Here is a 12,936-nt window from a genome sequence, read left to right on the forward strand (position 1 = left end):
CTAACTCTCTAATTTTTTTATTATTACCTTGTTTCCATTCATTCCTAAGATTTTGAATTTTTGGCCTTCTTGAAGTTTTATACCAGCATCTTCAATCTTCCATAAAACTCCATCCAATTTTACTGCATTGTTTTCCTGCATTTCAGCATCTACAATTATTTCTCTGCCTTTATAAGTTTCTTCTCTAAGAGCTGTAGGCTTTATCTTGTTTTTTACATTTTTCTTTATAATTGGATAGCAGGCTAGTACCAATACTATACTCACAATTATGAAAACGATAAATTGAACTGCAACAGAATATCCCAAGGCATCTGATATAATTGCACAAACTGCACCAACTGTAAACCATACAAAGAGAAACGCACTTGTTAGTATGTCCAAAAATAAAGCGGCAATTCCAATTACAATCCATAAAATTAAATTGGGTGACATTTTATTCACTCCTCACTAATACAAAACTTATATTTTGCATATTAATATAAATCTCCTATATTAATATATTACACCAATTCATTATATTATTAAACATAATTTTATTTATTAGAAAATGCTATTTTAAGCAAAACGGGTGTTACAATTGTTGTCAATATTACAACTATCAATGTAGGAATAAATATTTCCTCTGATATTATACCTTTTTGCAATCCTATATTGGCAGTAATTATAGCAACCTCACCTCTTGAAATCATGCCACTACCTATCTGTAGGGATTCCCTTTTACTCATTTTAAGAAGTCTGGCAGCCCCTCCACATCCTATTAACTTTCCAAATACAGCAATAATAAACATAACTAAAGTAATTAATATAACTTCTTTGTTTAATCTTTTTAGATTAGCTTCAATACCAACACTTGCAAAAAATACAAGTGATAAAAATCCTGAGGAAATTGGTCGTACATTCTTTTCTAAATATTTTTTGCATTGAAGTGAAGAAAGTACAAGTCCTGCTATATATGCACCAGTTATAGCTGCTATCCCCAAATTTTCAGCTATAAATGCTATCAACATAGCAAACGCCAATGAAAATGTAAATAATGTTATATTAGATCTTGCAGATCCTATTAACTTATTTATGTGTTTTGGCAGATATATTACGGCTAATACTGAAAAGGCACAAAATAAAATTATCTTTATAAACACAAATATAATTGGAAGTATTTCAAATCCTGATGAAGAACCAGAAGCCTGAGATAATGCAAGAACTATGGATATAAGTATAAGTCCTAAAATATCATCTATTACTGCCGCTCCAAGGATATTAATTCCTGATCTTGTATTTAGTTTTCCAAGTTCCTTAAGAGTTTCTACAGTAATACTTACACTCGTAGCAGTTAAAATAACCCCGACAAATATATTTTCCCAAAAATTATTAAAAAATATATATGCACTTAGTGTTCCCAAGGCAAGTGGGACAATTATTCCGAATACTGCAATAATAAACGAAGACAATCCGGCCTTTTTAAACTCCTCAACATTAGTTTCCAAACCTGCGAGAAACATAAGCATAATCACCCCAAGATTTGAAAGCAATTTTATATCATTGTTGTATTGGACTAGATTCAATACCATAGGTCCAAGTAGGACACCAGCTATTAAGGCTCCCAAAACTTCCGGCATTTTTAGTTTTTTGCTGATTATACCTCCTATCTTTGTAAACATAAGAATTAACACAATACTCAATAAAGTTTTCTCCATATTCTCCCTCCTAAGTTAATAAAAAAGAGAGGTGGAAAGTCCAAAAAGGACTTTCCACCCCAAAAGCCATGCTACTCTTGAAATCAAATAAAATTATTTGTTCAACCGAAAGCAAATTTCATATTTAATTGTAATTAATCATATCATATTATTATCAATACCACAAGTTTTTATAGATCATTTATCCACAAGTTAAAACTTGAATCTGAAGGCATTCTCCAGTCTCCTCTTGGAGACAGACTTACTGTACCTACTTTAGGGCCATCTGGAATAGCAGATCTTTTAAATTGTTGGGTAAAAAATCTTCTTATAAATAGTTTGAGCCACTTTTTTATAGTCTCTTTATCGTAAGTATCATCAAAAGCATATTGTGCTAAAAATAATAATTTTTCCGGTGAAAAACTATTTCTTGCAAAATAATATAGAAAAAAGTCATGAAGTTCATAAGGTCCAACTATATCCTCGGTTTTTTGAGCTATCTTGCCATTATTGTCCTTGGGAAGCAATTCAGGACTTACAGGTGTATCAAGTATGTCCATTAATATTGCTGATATATAATCAGATGACTCTTTCTGAGCTACATATCTTACCAAATATCTTACCAGAGTCTTTGGTACGGAACAATTTACCCCATACATTGACATATGATCCCCGTTATATGTACACCAACCAAGAGCCAGTTCGGAAAGATCACCTGTTCCTATGGAAAGTCCCCCCTCTTTATTTGCAATATCCATAAGTATCTGCGTTCTTTCCCGTGCCTGAACATTTTCATAAGTTACATCATGTTTGGATTTATCATGTCCTATATCTTTAAAATGCTGCAAACATGCATCCACAATATTTATCTCTCTAAAATCCGTATGAAGTTTCTTACATAAATCCACCGCATTATTGTAAGTTCTATCCGTAGTTCCAAATCCAGGGAGTGTAACGGTTATTATGTCTTTCCTGGAAATATCAAGCATGTCAAATGTCTTCACGACAACCAGAAGTGCCAGTGTAGAGTCCAATCCTCCTGAAATGCCTATAACTGCTTTTTTGAGTTCCGTATGTTCAATTCTTTTTGCCAGTGCCGCAGTTTGTATATTGAATATTTCCCTACATCGTACTTCTCTCTGATTTTCATCTGAAGGTACAAAGGGATACTTTGGAACTGTTTTGTCAAATTTTCCATACTCCAGATTTTTGAAGTTAAATTCAATATATTGAGCTTTCCATGGTACAATATTCGTTCCATCCCTAAAACTTATATTTTTCAATCTCTGCATATTCAATCTTTCGATGTCAATAATGGATGTTATAATTTCGTTTTCTCTTTTGAATCTATTGTTGTATTTTAGAAGATTGCCATTTTCAGAAATTATCATATCACCGCTAAATACCAGATCCGTAGATGATTCATACACACCAGATGAAGCATATATATAGGAAGACATGCACCTTGCACTTTGAGATTCTACTAAACTCTTTCTATAATCCGACTTGCTTACTATTTCATTTGATGCAGAAAGATTGCCGATAATATTAGCACCTGCAAGGCTCAAATAACTGCTTGGTGGAACCACGCTCCACAGATCTTCACATATTTCAAACCCAAATTTAAAATCACCGCTGTTAAATATAATATTTATTCCAAATGGTATGTTTTTTTGAAAATTTAAATCCACTTTTTCATCTACAATATTAATACCAGAAGTAAACCATCTTCTTTCATAAAATTCCTCATAATTAGGTATATAACTTTTAGGTACAATCCCCAATATTTTGCCGTCAAATATTATATAAGCACAGTTATACACACAGGAATTAAAAACAAGAGGTGATCCAACTGCAATTAAAATATCCTTGTCTATAGAATATCTACATATATCTTCAAGTGCATTTTCAGATTTCTTCAAAAGCACTCCTTGCAAAAACAAATCTCCACAAGTATAGGAAGTTATGCATAATTCAGGAAAAACTACAAGTTTTGAATGTTCATCCAGGGATTTATCCACACAATATTTTATATTTTTCACATTAAACTCTACATCAGCTACATTGGTTACAGGACATGCAGCTGATACTTTTATGAAACCCATCGAGCACATAAAATTCCTCCTAAGTATTGTTATTAAATTAATCTATATACTCTATTATAAAGAATTATTTACAAATATGAAATTGTTTATTTAAAATCTTGTAAACACAACAGAAATTGAAACTACTGCTGTGAATATAGCAAGAAGGTATGCTCCAAAAGCACCGAGTCTGTTATTTTGTTTTTTTTTCAAAAATACTCCATAACTTATGGTGTAATAGCATAAACATAAAATTAAAAATGAAGTTATATATTTCATCGTTTAATCCTTCCTTTTGAACCCCATTTATCTGCAGAACCTAACTTAGTACCCATTCTCTTAATATTCAAATCAAGATTTACATTTATCTTTGCTTCCTTGTAATGCTTAAGCCAGTTATAATCTTCCCATTCCTGAATAGTTTTGAAATTTTTGGCGGCTGATTTTCCAAATCCAAAAATATCAGTATTATATTGAGTTTGAGTCTTTTTTATAGTATTAAGCATTCCCTGAAGTACAAATTGTTTAATTTTATTTTCCAAATCACCTATATTCCTTAATTTTTCATAATTTATTCTACTCTGTATTCCTTCAATATCAGCTTCTATTTTTATATTTACATTTATTACTGGTTTTCCATCCTTAAATACAGTATTTACTTTAGGAGCTTTTATTAATTTTAGATATATTACAACAGGATATCCTGATTGTCTTGGATCATCAATAGTTACAATACCAGTCTTAAATTCGCCTTTTACCATAAGATAATATCTAGTCTCATAAGTATCCAAATATCCAACCATTTTATCTCCATCAAATATTGCAGCACCACCAAGTTGTCTTCCAGCCCTGCTTTTTATTGGAATGTCCCCAGGTTTAAAGCCTTTCCCCGGCATTAAATTATCCATACCAGTTTGATTGGACTCATTTTTGGCATTATGCAGATCGTTTACTGATGCATATGCTGCTACTGGCTGTTGATATGTTGAAAGCATTTCCTTGTAAAATTTAAAAAATGACCCTTCGGAGAAATAACTTATACGATTAGCTTGAGATAATTGAAGCTCTGTCATTTTTGAAATACTAGGCCCTATAACGGATTTATTGTTTTTTATAAAATCTTCAGCCCTTCCTCTTGAAACTATTATATTTACAGTGCTTCTGACTTCTCTGTATCTTTTAATTGCTGAAATATACTGGCCTATACCCATAGCCGCAACGTTTTCTGAAAATACAAATGCCTTTACATGTTGAAGTGTAATCTTTCTGGAAACTTCAGTATTAAGCATTTCACAAGCTTCTATAATACTTGGGGCTTCTATTGAATTTATATTTCCAGCTCCCTGTACTTGATTATTATTGTTTTCTCCACTGCGATATGTTGGATATTGTACAGTTACAATAATTTTATTATTTATACCTTTATCAATTCCAATCAGTATTGGATAAACCTGGTCATCTATTTCTATAGAATCATAGCACCCAGTTAGAACAATACCTGCAATAAATATAGATAATATAATAAAACAAATTTTTTTATGCATTTGATTTTTTTTCTCCCCTTCTGAATACGACGGAAATTATAAAAATGAATATAGGAATAAGATAATTTAATATTAAACTATATTGTTTTATAAATATAAGATAGTTTTCCAAAAGTTCTGCAAAATTTTTAGGAAATATAGCACATATGAAGCATAATATAGTAAATGGAATTACAAGTGGATTGATATTTTTTATAGTAAATACATGGCAGTATGTACTGATAGATATATACATGGATATGGTTATATTCATTATAGTAGGTATGATAATTATGAGCAAAAATATGGATTCCACCCTCTCAACAAATCTATTGATATATATTATTCTTAGCAATTCATATATACCTGATATGTTTTCTCCACCTTCTAAGTAATTAAATGCCATTAAATGACAAATAGTTGAAATGCTAACCAGTGTACCGGCAAATATCAATGATATAATACCTGCCTTTTTTGCCTCCTTTAAACCATGAATAGAATTTATCATAAAAAGAACTGCTATTACCTCACTATAAGCTGAACTTCTTAGAAATCCAAATTTCAATGTATTAAATATTCCGTATCCCCAAAATGGATATATATTACCAAAATAATAATTGGGATAAGCAAGTAAAAACATACAAATTAATCCCAGTACTACAGGTAAGATAATAGTTAAACTTATTCTTCCAATACATTCTAATCCAAAGTGTATAATTATAACTGCTGTAATAAGTATACTTATAATTAAAATAGTATTTGGAGCTTTTGGAAAAACATAACTTTGAAGCATATCTACAAATTCTCTTAAATTATAAGCTGAATATAATAAAAAATATATTGAAAAAATCAGCGATACGATTTTTCCAAAAAATTTTCCAAGTACTATTTCAAATATACTCAATAAATTATGTCCGGGAAATTTTTTCATAAACGAGCATATGACTAAGAAAAATAAAATGCTTATAATACAGGATATAATTGTACCATACCATGCAGCTGTACCAACCTTATATATTAATATAGAAGTAGATGAATAGCACATTTTGTTTGTTATAAGGATCATAATAATACTTAGGGTTTCAAATAATCCCATGTTTCCTTCTCTAATCATATAATCCTCCTAAATTATTTGGATTCATCGCTGTCTTTGTTATAATCCGCATCTTCATTTTCCCATTTTTTTGATATCTTGGGCTGTTTTCTTAAATTAATAGGGTTTATAGGATCTGGCCTTAATTCCTGTTTCCATACTGGTTTATTTAAAGCAGCATCATTACTTGTTCTGATTTTAGGAGAAATAATTGAAAAAAACGGTACTCCAAAAGATTTTAAATTTGACAATATCATTATCATTAAAATTATTCCTATTGATATTCCTAAAAATCCCAACAAAGCTCCCAGCATTATAAACAACAATCTAAATATTCTAGTGCCATAACCTAAGTTGAAATCCGGTATGGAATAATTTCCAAGTGATGTAAATCCTATTATTATAATAAGAACAGGGCTTATTATACTTGCCTGTACCGCAGCCTGCCCAATAATAAGACCTCCAACTATTCCAATGGTGTTCCCTATTATCCCAGGTATTCTTATTCCAGCTTCACGTATGAGATCAAATGCTATCTCCATAAAAATTATTTCAACTATAGTTGGAAAAGGAACATTTTCCCTGGCGGTTGCAATAGCAATCAAAAGAGAAGTTGGAATCATTTCCTGGTGATAATTTGCTAGAGATATATAAATTCCAGGCAGCATTATTGCTACCAGCAATCCAAACATTCTAGTAATTCTCAATATCAAAGTGTGCTGCCATTTCAATGAATTATCCTCTGCAGTATGAAAGAGCAGGAAAAATGTTATGGGAACAATTATGGCATAGGGGGTACCAAAAGTTATTATTGCTACTTTCCCATCCATAATATAGTTTGCTGTTCTATCAGGTCTTTCTGTGGAAAGTAGTGTAGGTATTACAGACCATGAGTCATCCTGTATATATTGTTCCAGCATACCACTTCCATTTATGAAATCCGTATCTATACTATTTATTCTTCTTTTTACTTCATCTACTATTGCAGGATTTACTATTCCATCCATGTACATTACTGCACAATCATTATTATTGCTATTGCCTATTCTCAATTTCTCCGTTACAAGATCCTTATTTTTTATGATTTTTCTTATCAATGATACATTTGTATCAAGATCTTCATTAAAGCCTTCCTGTGAACCTTTTATAGATCCCTCTATCTGCGGCTTACCTAAAGCTCTTTTTTTAAATCCTTTAGTATAACAGAGTAAATAATAATCTGATCCATCTATATACATAGCTGTATTTCCATCTAATATTTCATTTGTAATATCTTTTATGTGTTCATATTTTTGAGTCCTGCTTATTTCAATTATTTGGTCTTGTATAAAATCTATCTCTTGTTTTTGAGTAACTTCTTTATCATTATTTTCATTTTTTTTGTCATTTATCTTATATTCCAATAAAGGTTTTATCATGTATTGGTCTATTATTTTAAGATCGGTCATTCCTCTCAAATATACAATTATTCCATTATATTTATCGGCTATTCTAATTCTTTTGATATTTATATCCTTATTTTGGGGAAAATGGAATAGTTTTTGTATCATATCTATATTTTTTTCCAATCCTGAGGGTATCTTTTTGGATGTGTCAATTTTATAATATTTAAAATTCTTGAATCTATTCGTGTCTGCACTTGAATCAGGACCCTCACAATTATTTTCTGCTGTATCCTCATCCTTTTCATCTACCTCGGGTATACTAAATTGCTTGACTTTCTTTTTTTCTTTATAGGTAAACAGTGACATTGCCTTTTTAAATATATTTTGATTTTTCTTCATATTATCATCCTTGAAAATTATTAATTATTTGTATTATTATTTACCAAAGAAATTTTTTTATTTAATCTATTTGTTATCAATAGATTTATTTTTTATATTAAATACAGTAAATGTCAAAATAGGAAGTATGAAAAATACGCCAACACATATAAATACATATATATTTAAAAGATTAAACAACACAAGTAATTTTCTAGCTGAAAAATAACAGGCCACGTATACAGCAGCAGTCAAAATAATTTCAATTATATTAAAACTCGACATATTCTTGACCTTTGATTCTCTCAACAATATAATAATTGCAAAAAAAGTGGCTATGTATTTTGCAAACCAGGAAGCTATTGTCTGAAATATTACATAAAATTCACCATTAGCTATAAATCCAAAATAAGATACAAGTTGAGTTTGTATTAATTTGGCATATGCCATTGTATTAGCCCTTTCAACATTAAAAGTTGCAAGCATGCCAACTGTAGATACTACAATCATCTGAGATACAAATATATTTCCAATAAGTGAATATTTTCTAAGTTTTTTATTAGGTTTCAAATAAGTTAAATATGGCAAAACTATACATATGGAAGAATACATTCCTATTGTTTTTATTATTGATACAAAGAAATTAATATTCAGTCCATTTTCAAAAACAGGAAACAATCTTTTATACTCTTTGAACTTTGCAGTCAATATACCTAAATTAATTCCATTGAATATTGATATGGCCATACATATGATAACTACAATCAAGACTGAATGTTTTCCATTTTTTACAACATATAACCCGGGCAATACTACAAATAATGCTATATACCATATCGGACTTTCTATAAACATATTCGTATGTATGACACTGGATTCTACAGATGCCGACTCAACCAAAGACAAAAAAATCACAAATATGAATATGTTCAAAAATAATTTGCCTAAAAATCTTCCAAAAGCTGCATTGAATATTTTAACTATACTATAGCAATTATTTTTAACACATATTTTTATTATATAATCAAAAAATATAATCATTATTACACAAGCTATTACATTGGCAATCCAACTGTCCCTTCCTGAAAGGTTCATAAATATTTCAGGATAAGTTTTCTGAGAGGCTATGCTAACTGCACATATCAGAAAAAATATATGTCTGAAACTAAACTTATCCATAAAATCTCTCCATTCCAAATGTTATCTAGTATTTACAATAATATTATTAACTAAAAAATGAATGTTATCCAAATTAAATACAGATAATATAGCAGGTGATTAATTATGAATGATTATTTAAGTTATATATATGATAAATTACAAAATACCGCTGATTTTAAAAAACGTGACATAAGTTCCATATGCGGAGATATATATCTATTGTTTATTGACAATCTATGTGACTCGAAATTTATAAGCGAGTATTTAATTGCTCCACTAATGCAGATGACCAAAAAAACAATAAATTCAAAAATAATAAAGGACAAGGTACTTTTTGGCAATTCCATAGACGATGTAAAATCAAAAGATGATGCAATTCTACACATACTATCTGGTGACGTGGTAATTGTATTTGAAAATATGGAAAATATACTATACTGCGAAGCCAAAGGTTTTTCAAAAAGAGCTATCCAGATTCCAATAACCGAGGCTGTATTGAAAGGACCAAAAGAGGGCTTTAATGAATCCATAATGGACAATATTTCACTTATAAGACGTAGAATAAAAAGTCCCAAACTCAAAGTTGAGCTATATCATTTGGGAAAAGAATCAAATACAACAACTGCATTAATCTATATACAAGACAAGGCTCCTAAATCCCTTGTATCCAAATTGAAAACTACTATTAAAAATATAGATACGGATTTTATACTTGACACAAATTATATAGAGGAAAAATTAAAGAAAAAGATGACACCATTTGATACTATAGATTACACTGAAAAAGCGGATGTGGCATCTTCAAAGATATTTCAGGGAAGAGCAGCCATAATTGTAGATGGAACACCTTTTGTCATAACTGCTCCATATTTTTTTATAGAAAATTTTCAGGTACCTGATGATTACTATCTGAATAAAATATACTCAAACATGATAAGGATAATCAGATTCATAGCTTTTGGAATTTCCACATTGCTGCCTGGAATATACGTGGCACTTACTACTTACCATTTTTCCCTTATACCAATGGAATTTATATTTAGGCTTGCCTCTTCCAGGGCTTATGTACCCTTTCCTACAATACTGGAAGTATTACTAATGCTGTTTTTCTTTCAACTTTTGAGAGAGGCTGGCATAAGACTTCCCCAACCTATAGGACAGTCAATGAGTATAGTAGGTGCATTGATTCTAGGACAATCAGCTGTAAGTGCAGGTCTTACATCTCAAAGTACTGTAATAATAATAGCTCTTTCCTCCATATGTTCATTTTTAGTTCCTAAATTATATGGAGGAATAATAATATGGAGTACTGCTATATTAATTCTATCATCATTAATAGGAATAATAGGGTTTTTTATGGGTTTTTTTATGATGATATCCCATATTGCTTCTCTTGATACATGTGGATATCCTTTTCTGCTTCCTTTAGGTACAGGTAAAAAGTTAAAATACAAAGATCTCATATATAGAAGCAATCTGGATTCCATTTCTAAAAATACTTTAAAGAACGAGGATGATAAAGAATGAAAAAAATATTCTGTATCTTTATTATATTTTGTAGTTGCTTTTTAAGCGGATGTTTCAATTATAATGATATAGACAAAGTAATATTTGTAACATCAATTATAATAGATGTAGACAATTGTGGAAATCCAATATTGTATGTAGAATCCTTCAAGCCTGAAAGAACTCTAAATGAAACAGCTGGAAGCAGCCAAAGAATACTATTTAAAGGTTCAAGAAAAACACTATTTGAAACTATAAGAGATATAAATATGTCCTCCAGTTATAAATTGAATTATACACAGTTACGTGGAATAATCTTTACAGAAAAAGCAGCTGAAAGTAATCTATATGACTATATAGATTACTTTGAAAGAGATCAGGAATCCGTAATAAGAAGTAATTTGCTTGTATTAAACGGTGATCCGGATACATTTATAAAAACAGTTTTAAAGGAGCAGGAATATATAGGCATATTCATAAATGATTTAATAAAAAACATACCAGCATCTTCAAGGTCCATAGTAAATTCATTAAATGGTTTTTTAAATGAAATATATTCACGACAAAGTATTTCTATAATACCCATGATAGAATTAAAATTAGATCAACCGGAACCTAAAATACAATTAACCGATGGTGCCATAATAGAAAATTATAAAATGGTAGATACTCTTAGATTGGGGGATGAACTTGGATATAATTTTCTTACAGACAATATAAAAAGCGGATCTTTGGAAGTAACAAATCCAAGCTCTTGTAACAATTATGTAAGTTTGGAAATATTGAAAAACAAGACAAAATGCAGTATATATATGGATGGGAAAAATATAATAGTAAGGAAAAAAATAAAACTAAAAGCTACTGTGGCAGAAGCTCAAAATCGTATTAATCTAAATCAGGATACCATAGAAAAACTGGAACAGGAGGCAGAAAAGAATATTAAGGATGCATGTAATAATGTTTTTGAAAAATACAAATTCAAAAAATTGGATATATTTGATATAGGAGAAGATTTGCAAAGAAAATATCCAAAATCAAATATAGATAATCCAATTGAACAAAGTCAGCTCCAATTAGATGTAAATGTAAATTTAGAAGGCTCTTCTGATAAAACAAACTTTAGAAATTAATTAAATATTTTATTTGACATTATTTAAACTACAATTGATAATTAGTTGTATAAATATAGTTTAAAAGGAGATTTACAATTGATAAACTTAGGAGAAATCAATCATTTAAAAATAATAAGGAAACCGGATTTTGGATATTATCTAGATGCCCAAACTGGAAATACCGATGACGATGTGCTGTTGCCAAATGGAAATGCCTTAAAAAGTGATATGAATATTGGAGATGAAGTGGATGTATTCATATATAGGGACTCAAAGGACAGATTAGTGGCTACAATGAAAACACCTCTTGCAAAATCAGGGGATATTGCCTATTTGAAGGTAGTATCCAATGCGGATTTTGGAAGTTTCATAGACATAGGTCTTGAAAGAGATGTTTTTGTTCCTATGGCAGAGCAAAAATATAAATTAATTCCAGAAGCTTCATACTTATTTTATATTTATGCAGACAGAAGCAATAGATTGGCTGCAACTACAAATATTGATAAATACTTGATAAATATAGATATAGATAACGAAGATGAAATTATAAACAACAACTACAGGATTGGTGACGAATTATATGGAATAGTTTATGGTTTCCAGACTAATGGAAGCGCAATGATTGCAATAGATAAAAAATACAGGGGTATTATATTAAAAAATGAATACTTTACACGTATTGAGCCTGGGCAGAAATTAAAACTCAGGATTAAAAAAATATATGATGATGGGAAATTAGTACTTACTCCGAGAAAAAGACCTGGCCAGGAAAGATTATCGCTGGAAGATACAATTCTTAAATACTTAAAAGACCATAAGGGATTCATGCCTTATAACGACAAGAGTTCACCAGAGGAAATTCGAAAGGTATTCCATGAAAGTAAGAATTATTTTAAAAATGCATTAGGTGGACTTATGAAGAAAAAACTAATAGACCAGGACAAATCCGGAACAAAGTTACTATAAAAACAATTAACCTGAATATTAAAATATATATTACAGAAAATAAATATATATTTTG

Annotated in this window: 11 protein-coding genes and 1 other annotated feature; of the genes, 3 read left to right on the forward strand and 8 right to left on the reverse strand. The window is 30.0% G+C overall.

The genetic code is table 11. The features are described from left to right. The 8 genes from KM800_RS07545 to KM800_RS07580 form a co-directional block, all read right to left on the reverse strand. Positions 1–432, reverse strand: coding sequence for an NfeD family protein (locus tag KM800_RS07545; protein ID WP_217812539.1), 432 nt, complete (start codon positions 430–432; stop codon positions 1–3). A gap of 101 nt (positions 433–533) precedes the next feature. Continuing rightward, entirely contained in the window at positions 534–1,694 is a 1,161-nt protein-coding gene (locus tag KM800_RS07550; protein ID WP_217812540.1) for a cation:proton antiporter, read from the reverse strand. Between the two features lie 48 nt (positions 1,695–1,742). After that, positions 1,743–1,801: a sequence feature (sodium ion sensor (DUF1646 type); this cis-regulatory element may regulate processes involved in with the transportation of sodium ions), on the reverse strand. A 63-nt stretch (positions 1,802–1,864) separates the two neighbouring features. After that, complete coding sequence (locus KM800_RS07555; RefSeq protein WP_217812541.1) at positions 1,865–3,787, reverse strand: NAD(+) synthase; 1,923 nt, start codon at positions 3,785–3,787, stop codon at positions 1,865–1,867. Positions 3,788–3,868: 81 nt separating this feature from the next. After that, entirely contained in the window at positions 3,869–4,036 is a 168-nt protein-coding gene (locus KM800_RS07560) for a hypothetical protein (protein ID WP_217812542.1), read from the reverse strand. After that, the gene (locus KM800_RS07565) at positions 4,033–5,301 is read right to left on the reverse strand and encodes a Ger(x)C family spore germination protein (RefSeq protein ID WP_217812543.1); all 1,269 of its coding nucleotides are present in this window, start codon (positions 5,299–5,301) and stop codon (positions 4,033–4,035) included. The genes KM800_RS07560 and KM800_RS07565 overlap by 4 nt, the downstream gene beginning before the upstream one ends. Next, positions 5,294–6,394, reverse strand: coding sequence for a GerAB/ArcD/ProY family transporter (locus KM800_RS07570; RefSeq protein WP_217812544.1), 1,101 nt, complete (start codon positions 6,392–6,394; stop codon positions 5,294–5,296). The genes KM800_RS07565 and KM800_RS07570 overlap by 8 nt, the downstream gene beginning before the upstream one ends. Before the next feature lie 14 nt (positions 6,395–6,408). Then, a complete protein-coding gene (locus KM800_RS07575) occupies positions 6,409–8,157 on the reverse strand; it encodes a spore germination protein (RefSeq protein WP_217812545.1) in 1,749 nt (582 codons plus the stop codon). Positions 8,158–8,223: 66 nt separating this feature from the next. Beyond that, a complete protein-coding gene (locus KM800_RS07580) occupies positions 8,224–9,315 on the reverse strand; it encodes an endospore germination permease (RefSeq protein WP_217812546.1) in 1,092 nt (363 codons plus the stop codon). 105 nt (positions 9,316–9,420) lie between these two features. On the opposite strand from KM800_RS07580, the gene KM800_RS07585 reads away from it, so the two are divergent. The 3 genes from KM800_RS07585 (at position 9,421) to KM800_RS07595 (ending at position 12,881) form a co-directional block, all read left to right on the forward strand. After that, positions 9,421–10,824, forward strand: coding sequence for a spore germination protein (locus KM800_RS07585; RefSeq protein WP_217812547.1), 1,404 nt, complete (start codon positions 9,421–9,423; stop codon positions 10,822–10,824). After that, a complete protein-coding gene (locus KM800_RS07590; RefSeq protein WP_217812548.1) occupies positions 10,821–11,933 on the forward strand; it encodes a Ger(x)C family spore germination protein in 1,113 nt (370 codons plus the stop codon). The genes KM800_RS07585 and KM800_RS07590 overlap by 4 nt, the downstream gene beginning before the upstream one ends. A gap of 78 nt (positions 11,934–12,011) precedes the next feature. Then, a complete protein-coding gene (locus tag KM800_RS07595; protein ID WP_217812549.1) occupies positions 12,012–12,881 on the forward strand; it encodes a S1 RNA-binding domain-containing protein in 870 nt (289 codons plus the stop codon). The last annotated feature ends 55 nt before the right edge of the window (positions 12,882–12,936 follow it).

The organism is Clostridium tyrobutyricum (assembly GCF_019144085.1).
Classification (GTDB): Bacteria; Bacillota; Clostridia; order Clostridiales; family Clostridiaceae; genus Clostridium_B; species Clostridium_B tyrobutyricum_A.

Excerpts from the sequence above, each read along its gene's own strand:
- KM800_RS07545 (WP_217812539.1), bottom strand. The coding sequence starts at position 432 with ATGTCACCCAATTTAATTTTATGGATTGTAATTGGAATTGCCGCTTTA.
- KM800_RS07550 (WP_217812540.1), bottom strand. The coding sequence starts at position 1,694 with ATGGAGAAAACTTTATTGAGTATTGTGTTAATTCTTATGTTTACAAAG.
- KM800_RS07555 (WP_217812541.1), bottom strand. The coding sequence starts at position 3,787 with ATGTGCTCGATGGGTTTCATAAAAGTATCAGCTGCATGTCCTGTAACC.
- KM800_RS07560 (WP_217812542.1), bottom strand. The coding sequence starts at position 4,036 with ATGAAATATATAACTTCATTTTTAATTTTATGTTTATGCTATTACACC.
- KM800_RS07565 (WP_217812543.1), bottom strand. The coding sequence starts at position 5,301 with ATGCATAAAAAAATTTGTTTTATTATATTATCTATATTTATTGCAGGT.
- KM800_RS07570 (WP_217812544.1), bottom strand. The coding sequence starts at position 6,394 with ATGATTAGAGAAGGAAACATGGGATTATTTGAAACCCTAAGTATTATT.
- KM800_RS07575 (WP_217812545.1), bottom strand. The coding sequence starts at position 8,157 with ATGAAGAAAAATCAAAATATATTTAAAAAGGCAATGTCACTGTTTACC.
- KM800_RS07580 (WP_217812546.1), bottom strand. The coding sequence starts at position 9,315 with ATGGATAAGTTTAGTTTCAGACATATATTTTTTCTGATATGTGCAGTT.
- KM800_RS07585 (WP_217812547.1), top strand. The coding sequence starts at position 9,421 with ATGAATGATTATTTAAGTTATATATATGATAAATTACAAAATACCGCT.
- KM800_RS07590 (WP_217812548.1), top strand. The coding sequence starts at position 10,821 with ATGAAAAAAATATTCTGTATCTTTATTATATTTTGTAGTTGCTTTTTA.